Source organism: Runella sp. R5_40 (assembly GCF_057652295.1).
This window is the reverse complement of sequence record NZ_JBYFCH010000001.1, coordinates 912700-928487: the sequence shown is the minus strand read 5'-3', so window position 1 is coordinate 928487 and position 15788 is coordinate 912700. Positions and strand designations below refer to the sequence as shown.

The window sequence follows — 15788 nt, the reverse complement described above, 5'->3', positions numbered from 1 at the left end:
AAGGTCGAATGTACTATTTACTTATCCTTCAAATTTGGCCGTGACGTGTGAGCCATCGCAATAAGGCTTGTTGCCCGATTGGCCACAACGGCAAAAAGCCGTTACTTGTGATTTTTTGGTTTCGTTGCCTGCTGCGTCTTTGACCTTTAAGTTGCCATAGACCAACAAAGGCCCTTTAGGAAGAATTTCGATGATGGTTTCGGTTTCTACTTCTACGGGTTCTTGCTCTTCTACTTGGGTATTCATAAAATAAGATAAAGCCCCCGAAGGGCATTTCTGGATTTGCTCCACAATAGCGACGGTGCTTCCACCTTCAGTTGTTATCCAAGGGCGTTTGCGTGGGTCGAAAACGGTAGGAAGCCCTCGAAAACAAATGGCAGAGTGAACACAGAGGTGCGGTTGCCACACAACGGTTACTTCACCATTGGTGTAATGTTTGGTAATTTGCTTTTCCATGTGATAAGGTAAGATGATAAAGGGGAACAAAAACTACGAAATCTAACGAAAATCTGTCATGCCCGCTACGATGTGGCACAAAAAAACCTGACAGCATTTTCTGCTGTCAGGCGGTATAAATGTGAGCGTGTTACGCCGTGATTCCTTCTTTCATGCGTTCGGCATTGTCGGCAATCCGAAGTTGCTCAATAAAATCGCCAATTTCACCTTCCATAAAAGCAGGTAAGTTGTAAATGGTGTAACCAATGCGGTGGTCTGTCACGCGGCTTTGGGGGTAGTTATAGGTACGAATTTTATCCGAACGGTCACCACTTCCGACCAACGACTTACGCTGCGACGAAACGGCTTCGTTTTGCTTCTTCAATTCCATTTCGTATAGTTTTGAACGAAGCATATTCATGGCGCGCTCGCGGTTACCGTGTTGGCTACGTTCTACCTGACATACTACCACGATACCCGTTGGTTTGTGGGTAAGTTGTACTTTGGTTTCTACCTTGTTGACGTTCTGTCCACCCGCACCTCCCGAACGCGAAGTGATGATTTCGATGTCGGCAGGGTTGATTTCTACTTCTTCAACGTCTTCTACTTCTGGCAATACCGCTACCGTTGCTGCCGAAGTGTGTACCCGTCCTTGCGATTCGGTCACAGGAACGCGCTGTACGCGGTGAGCACCTGATTCAAATTTGAGCTTACCGTACACGTCTTCGCCGATGATACTGGCAATGATTTCTTTATAGCCGCCCGTACTTCCTTCGGTAAAGTCCATGATTTCGACTTTCCAGCCCATACGGTCGCAAAAACGCTGATACATGCGGAACAAGTCTCCCGCAAAAATCGCTGCTTCATCGCCGCCCGTTCCACCACGAACTTCAAGAATGACATTGTGGCTATCGTTAGGGTCTTTGGGAATCAACATATCTTTGAGCGTTGCTTCAAGTTCTTCGGCTTGCGGTTGAAGCTCCGTCAATTCCGCTTTAGCCATATCGCGCATATCTTCGTCGCTTTCGTTGGCAACGAGGTCTTTCGCGCCTTCGATGTCGCTCAGTACTTTTTTGTACGCTTGGTACTTCTGTACGATTTTGTCTAAGTCTTTGTATTCTTTGCTCAATTTTGAAAAGCGTTTTTGGTCAGAAACGACCTCAGGCTGCACAATTTGTTGCGAGACCTCTTCGAAACGCTCTTTTATAGCTTCTAACTGTTCTAACATTGGTATTTTGTGTTTCTTTGATGACTACATAGCCCCGCAGATAATCAGAAGTTTGGCCTTGCGAGGGGGTATGTAGAGCAGATACTCTGATGAAATCCGTTTTGAATATGCAAAGGTACGACAAAAATACATTTCACCCACTTTGGGGGAAGCGTAAACCCTCAGTTACCAATACTTTTGTTTGAAAGTATGAAAACGAAACTACTCATCGGGCTTATGTGGATGTGGGCGGCTTGGGCAAACGCTGCACCACCGATTGGCTTTGACTTTTGGAATCACCTAGGAACCAACGAGGGATTAAGCCAAAATGAAGTCCACTGTATTTTACAAGACCACCGTGGTTTGATGTGGTTTGGGACGCAAGATGGCCTCAATTGCTACGATGGGCAGCGAGTGCAGGTCTTTCGTCAAGCGCCTTTTGATTCTACCTCCTTGTCTGATGATTTTATCACGACGCTTCACGAAGACTCCAAACAGCGTTTTTGGGTAGGTACTGCCAAGGGGCTCAACTGCTATGATTTTGCCAAAGGGACGTTTCGACGTAGTTCGCAGCTCAAAACGGTCATTTTACAAATCATTGAAGATAAAAATAAGGCCATTTGGGTTCAGACAAAAACGACTTGGTGGGTTATGGCCACCAATGAAACGGAGTTTAAAGTAACAAAACGTAGTCCCGACGATGCTAAAAAAGCATTATTGGCTCAAATTACCCCCTTACTTCCTGCGAAGGTATCCGTTTCTTCGCTTATGACCGACCACCTGGGCATTGTGTGGGTCGGAACGCGCGGCCAAGGCATCTATCGGTTTCGCTATGAAGCGGATAAGCAGCAATACGTGCCTTTAGATATTTTTGACGAAGATTTTTTTGATACCAACGGCTTGAAAAGTAGCCATATTACTTGTTTGTACGAGGGAAATGAGGCCGATGAAGATATTGTTTGGATAGGAACGCGCGAAGCGGGCGTGCAATTATACAGTCGTTCCAAAAACACTTTTAAGCATTGGGAACGCCTTTTTACCCAAGAATCGGCGGCTACTCGTACGTTTTTTGGGTTAACGACCGATAAAAAAGGGCATCTGTGGGTGGGCTCTTATTCTGGCTTGTACCGTATTCATCGGGCAACGCATGACATCCGAACGTACAAAACGCCCCCCAACACCATCGTCGAAACCTCTTTGGAAGATACACAGGGTAGTTTTTGGGTAGGAGGAAACACGGGGTTGTTTCATTTGGACAATACCCAGCAGCAATTTGAAACGTTTAATCTGCCACTGTACGAAGGTCATCAGCCGTGGGTGCTGCGAATTTATGAAGACCCAAGCCAACAAGTTTGGGTAGGGACGCGGGGATACTTGGCACAAATTGACCCGCAAAAAAAAGTTCGTACGTGGAAAGAGCTGCCTGTTTCTAAGACCACCAAAGCAAAGTTGGAATCAGTAGGAACGATTCAGCGTGACGCCAAAGGAGGAATGTGGATTGGAATGCGGCAAGGACTTATCTATTGGCCTTCCCCAACTCAGTACGCACGTTTGTTTCAAAACAACCCCAACGATGCCAAGTCGCTCATCAGTAATATGATTTTGGACGTGCACGTGGACGCCAAACAGCGCGTTTGGATATGTTCAGCCAAGGGGTTGAGTTTGGCAAAACACCAAGATGGAAAGGTAGAGTTTGAACATTTTACCGAAAAAAATGGCCTTACCAATTCGTTTGTCTATGGTGCCATGAGCGATAAAGCAGGGGATTTGTGGTTGACGACCAACGGCGGGCTTATTCGCTTCAATCCTGAAAAGAAAACATTTCGCACCTACACCAGCCAAGATGGCTTGGGAGGCTTGGAGTTCAACTCGGGAGGGTTTCATCGCAGCCCCGATGGGGAGTTTTTTGTGGGTGGAAACGGAATGTTGCTCAGTTTTCGCCCCGATGAATTGGTGATAAACAAGCACCTCCCACGGATTTTGCTACGTTCTTTTAAAAAGTTTGAAAAGCCAGTTCTTCATTTAGATAGCATCATTGCGAGCGGTCAGCCCATTCGTTTAGATTACGACGAAAATTTTTTCTCCTTTGAGTGGGCAGCATTGGACTATACCAATCCTTCAAGCAATCAGTTTGCATACCGTCTCGAAGGATTTGATAAGGACTGGGTCTATACGGGCACGCGCCGCTTTGTCGATTTTACTAATCTTAATCCTGGCAACTATAAATTATGGGTAAAGGCGGCCAATAACGAAGGAAAGTGGAACGACCGAGATTACCTACAACTATCGCTGGTGATTACCCCGCCTTTTTGGAAAACGTGGTGGTTTTATGGACTCCTTTTTCTATTGGTGGCGGCAGTGGCAAAACTGCTGTATGATAATCATGTTCGACAACTGCTTGCCCTTGAGCGAGCGAAATTGGAGGAAAACGAGCGTGTTCGGAAACTAGCTGCCCAAGATTTACACGATGAATTTGGAAATACCCTCACGCGGATTTCCCTATTGACTGAATTAGTAAAAAACCGAATGAATGGCCAAGCGGGAGGTGAAGTAGGGGAGTTGTTGACCAAAATCAGCGACAATGCCAATCGAATGTACCAAGGAACCAAAGATTTTATTTGGGCGATTAACCCCGAACATGATAGCCTGTATGAAATCGCGGTTCGTTTGAAAGACTTTGGGGACGACGTTTTTGACAAAACAGGAATACGGTTCAACGTGGAAGGGTTAAACGATGCGCTTCGTGGCGTCAATTTGCCTACGGGTGCAAGTCGGCATTTGGTGCTTTTGTTCAAAGAAGCCATGAGCAACACCCTCAAACACGCTCAAGCGACCGAAACAACCCTTTCGTTTGTCCCCACTCCTGACTTATTGCGCATCGAATGGCAAGACAATGGCCGAGGCGTGGACTTAGAACGAAGCCGACCAGGAAATGGCTTGATGAATATTCAAACGCGGGCCGAAAAAATTGGCGGTGTAGCGACACTCACTTCGCCTAAACACGGAGGTTTTGTCGTTTTATTTGAGCGGCCTTGTGTATAATTAAACTAAAAATCAGTTACTTAACATGATAAAAACACGCCTTTGTTTGGTCGAAGACGACTACATTATCCGAGAAGGCTTTGCGGCACTTTTAAGTCAGACGCCTGATTTTGAGGTGGTAGGAGCCTATTCTAACTGCGAAGATTACCTCAAAAATCTAGCCAATGACCGCCCCGATGTTGTTTTGATGGATTTGGAACTACCTCGCATGGGAGGAGTGGAAGGGATCGAACGTACCAAAAAACTCCGCCCCCAAACCCAGCTCATCGTCGTGACGGTATATGAAAACGATGGGTTAGTGTTCAAGGCGTTGTGTGCAGGAGCGGGAGGCTATTTGACCAAAAATATGCCCCCAAGTCGTTTGATTGACGCCATTCGAGAAATCCGCCAAGGCGGAGCGCCCATGAGTACCAATATCGCTCGAATGGTGGTTGCGTCCTTCCAAAAAAATTACCAATCGCCCCTAACTGCCCGCGAAACGGAGGTGTTAGAGCGAATTGCCCAAGGAAAAAGCTACACGACCATTGCCGATGAGCTGTTTGTCGATAAAGAAACGATTCGGACTCACATCAAAAATATTTACTGGAAGTTAGAGGTTCATTCCAAAGCGGAAGCGATAGAAAAAGCGCGCAAAGAAAAATTGATTTAGAAGAAATCCGCAAGAATAAATAGTATTTTGCATCAAAACAGAAAAAGTCAGCGTAATCCAAACTAACTAGCTGAACTTAAGCCCTATTTCTGACACCCTTCTCTTTGATGCTTGTATGAAACCTATTCACGCACTTGTTGTCGTTAGCCTTTTGGTAGGAATAATCGTAAGCTGTAAAAATCCAGAAGAAACTACGCCCGACCATGCTGGATTGTCCGATTGGACGGACGAAACTCACGGAAAGAAAGCCGATGCTAACTATTCGGTTGTTTTCCCACAAGATAACGTCAATTCGTTAGAAATTAGGATGACGAAAGACGACTGGACGGCCATCCGTGCCGATATGAAAACACTGAAAGGTTCTGATTTTGGCGCGGGCGGGGGTGGCGGAGGTGGTGGAGTCAATACAACCACCGAACCGCGTTATGTGGCGGTTTCGATGAAATTTAACGGAAAAGAGTGGTACAAAGTAGGTTTTCGACTAAAAGGAAACTCAAGCTTATCATCTATTTGGCGAGCGGGTATCTACAAATTACCGTTTCGGTTAAAAATGGATGAATTTGAAGACCAGTATCCCGCAATTTTAGACCAACGGTTTTATGGATTTAAGGAGTTGTCGATGTCGCCTGCATTTAAGGACAACTCACTTATTCGAGAAAAAGTAACGGCTGATATTTTTCGAATGGCGGGAATTCCTGCGGCGCAAACGGCCTTCTACAAAGTCTATATTGATTTTGGCGAAGGACTAAAATACTGCGGGGTTTATACCATGCTCGAAACCATCGAAGACGAAATGCTCAAGGCTCAGTTTGGAGAAGATAAGGGGAACGTATATAAACCAGAATCAAACTTCACGGCCTTTAACCAAACTCAGTTTGAGAAAAAAAACAACGAAGATTTGGCTGATTGGAGTGATATTCAAGCGACGATAACGGCACTTAATGCGCCTATCCGAACGTCAAACCCAGTCCAGTGGCGTACTAATCTTGAAAAAGTATTCAACGTTGACCACTTTATAAAATGGTTGGCTGTTAACACAACCATGGTCAATTGGGATACGTACGGAGCCATGGCGCATAACCATTATCTATACAACCATTCCTCGAAAAAACTAACGTGGATTCCGTGGGATAACAACGAAGCCTTGACCAGTAATGCAAGAGTCCAGCTTTCCTTGGCGGGTGTTGCGGCTTCTTGGCCCTTGATTCGGTACATTGCCGACGATGCAGTGTATTATCAAAAATACAAAACGTACGTGAAAGACTTCAACGATAACGTCTTTACGACCGCGAAAATGAACGCGCTTTTTGATAAAAATACAAACCTGATTACCCCATTCGTAAACGGCACCGAGAAAGAACAAGCACCGTATTCAAATCTTACCAATACGACAAGCTTTACGGCAGCGCTTCCATCATTGAAACAGCATGTTGTCGCTCGAAATCAAGCGGTTGCTAGCTTTGTTCCTTGAGAGGTGTCAATAATAGCACTTGAGTTTGCGGCGCTCCGCACGGCGGGCTTGGGTTCCCAAGAGATATTCTGCCCGAAAAGATAGAAAACCGTACGAATCTTTTACTTTGGGGTTTCCGCGTTGCGCACCTGCCTCATTTCTAACAGGATACCCTGTTGGAAGTGTCGCAGGGTCAAGCTCTGGGCGGCGATCAGAAAGTTGGAGTGCAAGTTCAGACATTCCTGTCGGATTAGGATAAACTGTACTGACGTCGTCCAAATAGTCGGAGTTCGCGTAGTTATTACTCAACTCGACGGCAAAACTCCAACGCTCGTTGAACTTCCAAGAGGTACCAATCCCGATGACCCCAATGCGCACATTGCGTTTATAGGCAACACCTTCCGTTTGTAGCGGTGCAAGGCTATGCCAAGTTCCTTGGTACTGCGCTTTAGGGGTAATGCGAGTGATTCCGATTCCACCAAATAAATAAGGATTCACTGCCCGTTCATCGTGATAACGGAACAAATCTGCTTGTAGGCCCACATACCCAGCAGGGTTGTCCGAACGAAACGAAAGATTATTGTACCAAATAGGCCCGCCTTCTTGTTTTCCAGAAATACGATAAAAGTCAATTTCTCCGCGTACCGAAAAGCGTTCGGCCAACCGATAAGTAATGGCCGCCGCAATGTGAGGTTGAATAAAGCGCAAATCAGTTTTTGCGCGCATGTCGCCCATGTAATAGGAAATACCAGTTCCCACACTAAGTTTTACAACGCCAAAAGCAGGAGTATTACGATACAGGTGAGAATTACGGGACGATTGGGCTAGAACAGATACAGAACCAATCACACATACCAACAAACTAGCCAATCGAAGAGGGAGTTGTGTCATATTTTACGGGTTAAGCCTCGTATGTTTACAGCGACAATAACGAAAATGATGCCAAAGTTAATATGGATTTAGGTAGAATTTGCGAAAAGAAGGCGTAACTGCCTCAAAAACAAAAAAATATTTTTTCTTTTTTGTTGCAATGTATTGTAATATTGAATAATAATTAAGACCTTTGCAAGCCTTTTCAAAAGACGTATATTTTCTAGTCAAGACATACATTGGGTGAAGGTCCTGAATTAAGGAAACCGCATCTGAGTTCAAAGCAAAAATTTAGCTAGTTTATTAGCTTTAATTTGGTTGCAACTGAAGTCAGGTGTTCTATCATCTGACTTTTTTTGTGTCTTTAGAAAATAAATACGAAGGCTAATTTGGAATGCAAAAATATAATGTTGACCTTTGCAGTCCATTTTGTAAAATAAATTGTATAACCTGCTGTAAATCAAAAAGATGTCTGGTTTAATAGGAAAAAAAATCGGAATGACAAGCGTGTACAATGCGGACGGGCAGGCTCTGGCGTGTACGGTTATTGAAGCTGGTCCTTGTGTAGTAACGCAAGTAAAAACCGAAGAAACCGATGGATACCAAGCTATTCAGCTCGGTTTCGGTGAGAAGAAAGAAAAACACACGACTCAGCCGCTCATGGGTCACTTCAAAAAAGCAGGAACTACTCCTAAGCGCAAGCTCGTCGAGTTCAAAGAGTTCACACAAGAACTTGCTTTGGGTCAGACGTTGGAAGTTGCTGACGTTTTTATTGAAGGAGACTTTGTGGACGTGGTTGGAACTGCCAAAGGTCGTGGTTTTCAAGGTGTTGTAAAGCGTCATGGCTTTGGTGGGGTTGGAGGCCAAACTCACGGTCAGCACAACCGTCAACGTCACCCAGGTTCGATTGGGGCTTGTTCGTTTCCGTCGCGTGTATTCAAAGGAATTCGCATGGCAGGTCGTATGGGTAACAACCGTGTGAAGGTTCAAAACCTCAAAGTGTTGAAGGTAATCCCTGGGCAGAATATCGTCGTTATCAGTGGCTCAGTGCCAGGTGCGAAGAATTCGTTTGTAATCATTGAAAAGTAATCAATCGCAACGGCGAATCAAGACAATGGAACTTTCAGTATTAAATATAAAAGGACAAGCGACTGGTAAAACAGTCTCTCTTTCCGATGAAGTGTTCGGCATCGAGCCAAATGAGCACGTAGTATATTTGGATGTGAAACAGTACTTGGCCAATCAACGTCAAGGTACTCACAAGTCAAAAGAGCGTGCCGAGGTTTCTTATTCAACTAGAAAAATCAAGCGCCAAAAGGGAACTGGTGGAGCTCGTGCGGGTTCAATCAAGTCGCCAGTATTCGTAGGTGGTGGCCGTGTATTCGGTCCTAGACCACGCGATTATAGCTTCAAATTGAATAAAAAAGTAAAAGCGTTGGCGCGTAAGTCAGTGCTTTCACAGAAAGCTAAAGCAAACGGTATTTCGGTAGTAGAAGACTTTACGTTTGATGCTCCAAAAACAAAACAATACCTTTCGTTTTTGAGCGCGCTTTCACTTACTGGTAAGAAAACACTTCTTATTTTGCCAGAATACAATAACAACGTGTATTTGTCAGGACGTAACATTCCTAAAACAAATATCACTACAGCAGGTGATGTTAATACATACGACCTTATGAATGCTGAGGTGTTGTTAATCAGTGAAACAGCGGTGTCGAAGTTAGAAAATCTCTTGAACAAGTAAGACAATGAGTGTACTTAAGCGACCAATATTGACCGAAAAAGCTACTGCTCTTAGCAACTTGGGCAAGTATGTATTTGAGGTAACAAAAACTGCCAATAAAATTGAAATCGCCAACGCCATCGAAAAGATGTACGGCGTGAAAGTAGCGAGTGTGGATACAATGCGCTCGATTGGTAGAAAGAAAACAAGAATGTCACGCGGTAAGGCCATTAGTGGTATTACTTCAACGTACAAAAAGGCCATTGTGACATTGAAAGCAGGCGAGATTATTGATATCTACGCTGATATTGTTTAATAAACCGTTGAAGTAGCAAATAATTGAACAACAACAATGGGAGTCATTAAGCTCAAACCAACAACTCCAGGTCAGCGCTACCGTACGGCTCCGTCGTTTGACGAAATTACGACCGACAAGCCAGAAAAAAGCTTGTTAGCCCCTATCAAAAAGACAGGTGGACGTAACAGCCAAGGTCGTCGTACTGCTCGTTACATTGGCGGTGGTCACAAGCGCATGTACCGTATCATCGATTTCAAGCGTAATAAATTGGACGTACCAGGTACTGTAATGACAGTAGAATACGATCCAAACCGTTCAGCTCGTATCGCATTGGTAGAGTACCAAGATGGTGAAAAACGCTACATCCTTGCTCCACAAGGAATTGCTGTAGGACAAACAATTATCTCTGGAAGCGAAGTAGCTCCAGAAGTAGGAAACGCTCTTCCGCTTGCTGTGATGCCAATCGGTACAATTGTCCACAACGTGGAATTGCACCCAGGCAAAGGAGGTCAGCTCGTTCGTAGTGCGGGAACTTACGCTCAGTTAGTAGCACGTGATGGTAAATATGCAGTATTGCGTATGCCATCAAGCGAAATGCGGATGGTTCTTGCAGTATGTAAGGCAACGGTAGGTTCAGTATCTAACCCCGATCACATGAACGTGAGCCTTGGTAAGGCAGGTCGTAAGCGTTGGTTAGGTATTCGTCCACGTGTACGTGGGGTTGCGATGAACCCAGTCGATCACCCAATGGGTGGTGGTGAAGGTCGTGCGTCAGGTGGTCACCCACGTTCTCGTACGGGCTTATATGCGAAGGGTAAAAAGACCCGTACTCCGAAAAAGTATTCTAACCGTTTGATTATTAGCAAACGTAAAAAATAATCGAAGATAAATGGGACGTTCGATAAAAAAAGGACCATATATTGATTTCCGTCTGCAAATTAAAGTAGATGCCATGAATGATTCAGGCAAGAAATCAGTAATCAAGACTTGGTCAAGACGCAGTACAATCTCCCCAGATTTTATTGGTCACACTTTTGCAGTACACAACGGAAACAAGTTTATCCCAGTGTACGTAACCGAAAACATGGTTGGGCATAAGTTGGGCGAATTCTCTCCTACGCGCAATTTCCGTGGGCACATTGCCAAAAAGGACAAAGGTAAGCGATAGTAATAGTCACAAAGAAAATGGAAGCAAGAGCTATATTAAGAAACGTACCCACTTCACCTCGTAAAATGCGGTTAGTAGCCGACATGATTCGGGGCCAGAAAGTGAGCCGCGCATTGGCGATTTTGCAGTATCAGCCACAGGCTGCCGCTCCGGTTTTGAAAAAAGTTTTGATGTCAGCCGTAGCTAACTGGCAACAGCTCAACGAGGATACTAAACTTGAAGACGCTGAACTGTATGTAAAGACAGTATTCGTTGACGGCGGTACTATGTTGAAGCGTCTGCGTCCGGCTCCTCAAGGCCGTGCCTATCGCGTTCGTAAGCGTTCAAACCACATTACACTTGTGGTAGATGATGCATCAGCAGAATTAATCCAACAAGAAGCCTAAAAATTTTCAATAACGAATGGGACAGAAAGTTAATCCTGTAGGTCTGCGACTCGGTATCGTCCGTGGTTGGGAATCAAGCTGGTACGGCGGACGTGAGTTTGCTGACAAGTTGATTGAAGATGAGCAGATCCGCAAATATATTTCCGCTCGTATTCCAAAAGGCGCCATCTCTAAAGTAGTAATTGAACGTACTTTGAAGCGCATTACGCTTACGATTCACACGGCTCGCCCAGGTATCGTAATCGGTAAAGGTGGAAACGAGGTAGATAAAATCAAAGAAGAGCTTAAAAAGATTACGGGTAAAGATATCCAAATCAACATCTACGAAATCAAGCGTCCTGAAATTGATGCTAAATTGGTAGGTGAATCAATCGCTCAACAACTTGAAAACCGTATCTCTTATCGTCGTGCCATGAAGCAAGCAATTTCTTCGGCAATGCGTGTAGGAGCACAAGGTATCAAAGTTCGTGTCTCAGGTCGTCTAGGCGGTGCTGAAATGGCACGTACCGAAGAGTACAAAGAAGGTCGCGTGCCTTTGCATACACTTCGTGCTGATATCGATTACGCTATCTCAGAAGCTTTGACCGTCTATGGAAAGATTGGAATCAAAGTATGGGTTTTCAAAGGTGAAATCTTTGGAAAGCGTGACTTATCACCAATCAGCGGTGGTGCAGCAGCAGCAGAACGTAGCGGTGGAAATGACCGTGGCGGAGAGCGTGGCGACCGTCGTAGAGGTGGTGGTGACCGCGAAGGTGGTGACCGTCGTGGTGGAAACGGTGGCGGCAATAAAAACCGCAACAACAACAACAACCGTAACAAGAAAAAGTAATTATCGAAAGCAAACGGGTCTTAGTTGACACCGAATAATACTGCTGAACCATGTTACAACCGAAAAGAACCAAGTTCCGCAAACAACAAAAAAGCAAAGGGTCTGAAAAAGGCATGGCTACTCGTGGCCACCAAATTGCTTTCGGTACGTTTGCCATTAAAGCGCTCGAACCTGGCTGGATTACAGCCCGTCAGATTGAGGCAGCTCGTATCTCAGTTACCCGTGCAATGAAACGTGAAGGTCAAGTGTGGATTCGTATCTTCCCAGATAAGCCAATCACAAAGAAGCCTCTCGAAGTACGTATGGGTAAAGGAAAAGGTGCTCCTGAGTATTGGGTAGCCCCAGTAAAAGCGGGTACAATCTTATTTGAAGCCACAGGTGTGTCACTCGAATTAGCTAATGAAGCTCTTCGTTTAGCCGCTCAGAAGCTTCCCGTTAAGACTAAGTTCGTAGTTCGTCGCGATCATCAAGAAGAAGCAGAATAAGTATTAGTCAAATGAAAAATAGTGAAATAAAAGCGCTAACGGTAGAACAATTGACGCAAACTATTGCTGAAGAGCAAGATCGTCTTTTAAAGTTAAAGTTTGCTCATGCCGTATCTCCGATCGAAAACCCGATGCGTATTCGCAATACGCGCCGCCTAATAGCTAGGTTGATCACGGAATTGTCGGCTAAAAATAAAGTCGCAAGCGCGTAATAATGGTCAGGAGACCCCAATTGTAAAATAACCGACACAATGGAGGCAGCAGCACAAACAACCGTAGAAAGAAATTTACGCAAAGTCAGAGTTGGCCGCGTAGTAAGCAACAAAATGGAGAAATCTTGCGTTGTCGCGGTAGAGCGTAAAGTAAAGCACCCGAAATACGGTAAGTTTATGAAAAAAACTACCAAATTAATGGTGCATGACGAAAATAATGAGTGTGGCATTGGCGATACAATTCGCGTAATGGAAACACGCCCACTCAGTAAGAATAAGCGTTGGAGATTAGTCGAAATCATTGAAAAAGCGAAATAACAATGGTACAGCAAGAATCAAGACTGTCTGTTGCTGATAATAGTGGAGCGAAAGAAGTACTTGTCATCCGTGTATTGGGTGGTACTGGCAAGCGCTACGCATCTATCGGTGACAAAGTTGTGGTGACAGTTAAACAGGCAATTCCTTCGGGCAACATAAAGAAAGGTACAGTTTCTAAGGCCGTTGTTGTTCGTACCAAGAAAGAAATCCGTCGTAAAGATGGTTCTTACATTCGATTCGAGGATAACGCCGTCGTGTTACTCAACAACCAAGACGAACCACGTGGTACCCGTATTTTTGGGCCCGTTGCTCGTGAGTTGCGTGAGAAAAACTTTATGAAAATTGTTTCATTGGCACCTGAAGTATTGTAAGCAATGGAAAGAAAATTCAACAAACAGCCCAAGTTGCACATTCGTACTGGAGACTCAGTAGAAGTGATAGCTGGTAACTCAAAAGGCCAGTCGGGCAAAATCACCAAAGTGTTGGTTGAAAAACAGCGTGCGATTGTGGAAGGTGTTAACCTTGTCACAAAACACGTTAAGCCAACTGCCGCGAATCCTCAAGGTGAGCTTAAAAAGATAGAAGGATCAATTCATATCAGTAACTTGATGTTGATTGACCCAGCTACTGGTAAGCCAACCCGTACAGGACGCAAGCTCAACGAGCAAGGGAAACTACAGCGCTATTCAAAAGAATCAGGGAAATTTATCCCAGATCCTTCAAAGTAGTTTTCGTTTGTCACTTATAAATTAACTGTGGGTCGGAAATCCACAAACTAATAATCAAAATGGCAACTACGAGATTAAAAGAGAAATACACGAAGGAAGTCGTTTCTCACTTGCATGAGAAGTTCCAATACAAATCAATTATGCAAGTACCACACCTTGATAAAATTGTTATCAACAAAGGTATTGGTGCTGCTGTATCTGACAAGAAATTGATTGATGCTGGATTGGAAGAAATCACACTTATTGCAGGTCAGAAGGCAGTTCCAACAATGTCTAAGAAGGCGGTCTCTAACTTTAAGCTACGCGAAAAAATGCCAATTGGCGTGAAAGTAACGCTTCGTGGAGACAAAATGTACGAATTCTTAGATCGTCTAACAAGCATCGCTTTACCACGTGTTCGTGACTTCCAAGGAATTAGCGACAAAGGCTTTGATGGCCGCGGTAACTACACATTCGGTGTAAAAGAGCAAATTATCTTCCCTGAAATTCAAATTGACAAGGTGAATAAGATTTCAGGTATGGATATTACATTCGTAACCTCTGCAAAGACAGATGAAGAAAGCTACGAATTGTTGAAATCTCTTGGTATGCCCTTTACAAAAGGTAAAAAATAAGAATCCCTTTTTCAACGAAATAAGGAAATGGCGAAAGAATCAGTAAAAGCAAGAGAATTGAAAAAGCAAAAGCTAGTTGCTAAGTACGCTGAAAAGCGTGCTGCTTTGAAAGAAGCTGGTGACTGGGAAGGTTTAGACAAATTGCCACGTAGTTCATCGGCAGTTCGTTTGCATAACCGTTGCCGCCTTACAGGCCGTCCAAGAGGATACATGCGCAAGTTTGGTATTTGCCGTGTTGTTTTCCGCGAAATGGCTTCTCAAGGAAAAATTCCTGGCGTAACCAAAGCAAGTTGGTAAAAATCGCTTTTGTTTTCAAAATCAATTCCGTAACTTTGCAGCCCTTTTACAGAAGGGAAGCAACAAATCAGTAGAGAAATGATAACCGATCCCATAGCAGACTATCTGACGAGAATCAGAAACGCCATAAGGGCGAAGCACCGGGTTGTGGAAATACCTGCTTCTAACATTAAGAAGGAGATTACTAAGGTACTCTACGATAAAGGCTTTATCCAGAACTACAAGTTCGAGGAGACAGGCCCGCAGGGTACTATTAAGATTGCCTTGAAATACAACCCAGTAACAAAGCAGTCTGCCATTGTTGATTTACAACGTGTAAGTAAGCCAGGACTTCGTAAGTACTCTGGTTCAGCAGAAATGCCACGCGTTTTGAATGGTCTTGGCGTTGCAATTGTATCTACCTCAAAAGGGGTAATGACTGACAAAGAAGCTCGCGTACTTAACGTGGGTGGAGAAGTGCTGTGTTACGTTTACTGATAAAACCTGAAAGAAAATGTCACGTATAGGAAAGAAGCCGATAACGCTACCTGCAAACGTTACAATATCAGTGTCAGACGATAACGTCGTGACCGTTAAAGGGCCTAAAGGCTCATTAACTCGTGATATTGACCGTGATATCAAGGTGGAAGTAGAGGGCAGCGAGTTGACAGTTGTTCGTCCAACTGAGCAAAAACGTCACAAAGCATTGCACGGACTTTACCGTGCACTCATTAATAACATGGTTGTGGGCGTAAGCGAAGGGTATAAAGCACAATTAGAAATTGTAGGGGTAGGTTACAAAGCCTCTGTTAACAATAATATTTTGGAGCTTAGCCTTGGATACTCACACGGTATCTATTTCGCAGTACCTTCAGAAGTGAAGGTAAGCGCAACGATGGAAAAAGGACAAAACCCGAAAGTATTCTTAGAGTGTATTGATAAGGAACTACTCGGGCAAATCGCGGCGAAAATTCGTTCGTTCCGCAAGGTTGAACCTTACAAAGGTAAAGGTATTCGTTTTGTGGGTGAGCAAATCAGACGTAAGGCTGGTAAAGCTGCTGCTAAGAAGTAATCAGTAATCTGAAAAAATTGTAAGCA

Annotated in this window: 22 protein-coding genes; 19 read left to right on the top strand and 3 right to left on the bottom strand. The window is 44.3% G+C overall.

Features of this window, described 5'->3' with window-relative positions; translation table 11 throughout:
- Window positions 1-21 precede the first annotated feature (21 nt).
- Window positions 22-456 (bottom strand): (4Fe-4S)-binding protein, encoded by a 435-nt coding sequence (locus tag AC23N5_RS04030; protein WP_183977317.1) that lies wholly within the window; start codon window positions 454-456, stop codon window positions 22-24.
- Between the two features lie 130 nt (window positions 457-586).
- Window positions 587-1663: a peptide chain release factor 1 gene (gene prfA / locus AC23N5_RS04025; RefSeq protein WP_122932851.1), complete on the bottom strand. Its 1077-nt coding sequence runs from the start codon at window positions 1661-1663 to the stop codon at window positions 587-589.
- A 189-nt stretch (window positions 1664-1852) separates the two neighbouring features.
- Here prfA and AC23N5_RS04020 point away from each other — a divergent pair, with 189 nt between their 5' ends.
- The 3 genes from AC23N5_RS04020 (at window position 1853) to AC23N5_RS04010 (ending at window position 6804) form a co-directional block, all read left to right on the top strand.
- Window positions 1853-4684, top strand: coding sequence for a sensor histidine kinase (locus AC23N5_RS04020; RefSeq protein ID WP_487754546.1), 2832 nt, complete (start codon window positions 1853-1855; stop codon window positions 4682-4684).
- A 25-nt stretch (window positions 4685-4709) separates the two neighbouring features.
- Window positions 4710-5333 carry a response regulator transcription factor gene (locus AC23N5_RS04015; protein ID WP_183977323.1) on the top strand — a complete coding sequence of 208 codons (624 nt, stop codon included), beginning with the start codon at window positions 4710-4712 and terminating at the stop codon, window positions 5331-5333.
- A gap of 115 nt (window positions 5334-5448) precedes the next feature.
- Entirely contained in the window at window positions 5449-6804 is a 1356-nt protein-coding gene (locus AC23N5_RS04010; protein ID WP_487754545.1) for a CotH kinase family protein, read from the top strand.
- A 6-nt stretch (window positions 6805-6810) separates the two neighbouring features.
- Here AC23N5_RS04010 and AC23N5_RS04005 read toward each other — a convergent pair whose 3' ends face one another.
- Window positions 6811-7674, bottom strand: coding sequence for an outer membrane beta-barrel protein (locus tag AC23N5_RS04005; protein WP_183977327.1), 864 nt, complete (start codon window positions 7672-7674; stop codon window positions 6811-6813).
- A gap of 447 nt (window positions 7675-8121) precedes the next feature.
- On the opposite strand from AC23N5_RS04005, the gene rplC reads away from it, so the two are divergent.
- The 16 genes from rplC (at window position 8122) to rplF (ending at window position 15762) form a co-directional block, all read left to right on the top strand.
- On the top strand, window positions 8122-8742 hold the full coding sequence (gene rplC, locus AC23N5_RS04000; RefSeq protein WP_028523582.1) for a 50S ribosomal protein L3: 621 nt from the start codon (window positions 8122-8124) through the stop codon (window positions 8740-8742).
- Between the two features lie 25 nt (window positions 8743-8767).
- Entirely contained in the window at window positions 8768-9397 is a 630-nt protein-coding gene (rplD, locus tag AC23N5_RS03995) for a 50S ribosomal protein L4 (RefSeq protein WP_183977329.1), read from the top strand.
- 4 nt (window positions 9398-9401) lie between these two features.
- The gene (gene rplW / locus AC23N5_RS03990) at window positions 9402-9692 is read left to right on the top strand and encodes a 50S ribosomal protein L23 (RefSeq protein WP_028523584.1); all 291 of its coding nucleotides are present in this window, start codon (window positions 9402-9404) and stop codon (window positions 9690-9692) included.
- Between the two features lie 36 nt (window positions 9693-9728).
- Window positions 9729-10553, top strand: coding sequence for a 50S ribosomal protein L2 (rplB, locus tag AC23N5_RS03985; RefSeq protein ID WP_028523585.1), 825 nt, complete (start codon window positions 9729-9731; stop codon window positions 10551-10553).
- A gap of 10 nt (window positions 10554-10563) precedes the next feature.
- Window positions 10564-10842, top strand: a complete 279-nt coding sequence (gene rpsS, locus AC23N5_RS03980; RefSeq protein ID WP_028523586.1) for a 30S ribosomal protein S19 — start codon at window positions 10564-10566, stop codon at window positions 10840-10842.
- Between the two features lie 17 nt (window positions 10843-10859).
- Entirely contained in the window at window positions 10860-11228 is a 369-nt protein-coding gene (gene rplV / locus AC23N5_RS03975) for a 50S ribosomal protein L22 (RefSeq protein ID WP_051397943.1), read from the top strand.
- Between the two features lie 16 nt (window positions 11229-11244).
- Entirely contained in the window at window positions 11245-12057 is an 813-nt protein-coding gene (gene rpsC / locus AC23N5_RS03970; RefSeq protein ID WP_183977332.1) for a 30S ribosomal protein S3, read from the top strand.
- 50 nt (window positions 12058-12107) lie between these two features.
- On the top strand, window positions 12108-12542 hold the full coding sequence (rplP, locus tag AC23N5_RS03965; protein ID WP_122932845.1) for a 50S ribosomal protein L16: 435 nt from the start codon (window positions 12108-12110) through the stop codon (window positions 12540-12542).
- An 11-nt stretch (window positions 12543-12553) separates the two neighbouring features.
- Entirely contained in the window at window positions 12554-12754 is a 201-nt protein-coding gene (gene rpmC, locus AC23N5_RS03960; RefSeq protein ID WP_028523590.1) for a 50S ribosomal protein L29, read from the top strand.
- Between the two features lie 39 nt (window positions 12755-12793).
- Window positions 12794-13072 (top strand): 30S ribosomal protein S17, encoded by a 279-nt coding sequence (gene rpsQ / locus AC23N5_RS03955; RefSeq protein WP_028523591.1) that lies wholly within the window; start codon window positions 12794-12796, stop codon window positions 13070-13072.
- A gap of 2 nt (window positions 13073-13074) precedes the next feature.
- Window positions 13075-13443 carry a 50S ribosomal protein L14 gene (gene rplN / locus AC23N5_RS03950; RefSeq protein WP_028523592.1) on the top strand — a complete coding sequence of 123 codons (369 nt, stop codon included), beginning with the start codon at window positions 13075-13077 and terminating at the stop codon, window positions 13441-13443.
- A 3-nt stretch (window positions 13444-13446) separates the two neighbouring features.
- Window positions 13447-13800 (top strand): 50S ribosomal protein L24, encoded by a 354-nt coding sequence (gene rplX, locus AC23N5_RS03945; protein WP_028523593.1) that lies wholly within the window; start codon window positions 13447-13449, stop codon window positions 13798-13800.
- 59 nt (window positions 13801-13859) lie between these two features.
- Window positions 13860-14414 carry a 50S ribosomal protein L5 gene (rplE, locus tag AC23N5_RS03940; RefSeq protein WP_183977334.1) on the top strand — a complete coding sequence of 185 codons (555 nt, stop codon included), beginning with the start codon at window positions 13860-13862 and terminating at the stop codon, window positions 14412-14414.
- A 27-nt stretch (window positions 14415-14441) separates the two neighbouring features.
- Entirely contained in the window at window positions 14442-14711 is a 270-nt protein-coding gene (rpsN, locus tag AC23N5_RS03935; RefSeq protein ID WP_028523595.1) for a 30S ribosomal protein S14, read from the top strand.
- A 78-nt stretch (window positions 14712-14789) separates the two neighbouring features.
- Window positions 14790-15188, top strand: coding sequence for a 30S ribosomal protein S8 (gene rpsH, locus AC23N5_RS03930; RefSeq protein ID WP_037300144.1), 399 nt, complete (start codon window positions 14790-14792; stop codon window positions 15186-15188).
- 16 nt (window positions 15189-15204) lie between these two features.
- Window positions 15205-15762: a 50S ribosomal protein L6 gene (gene rplF, locus AC23N5_RS03925; protein ID WP_028523597.1), complete on the top strand. Its 558-nt coding sequence runs from the start codon at window positions 15205-15207 to the stop codon at window positions 15760-15762.
- Window positions 15763-15788 lie beyond the last annotated feature (26 nt).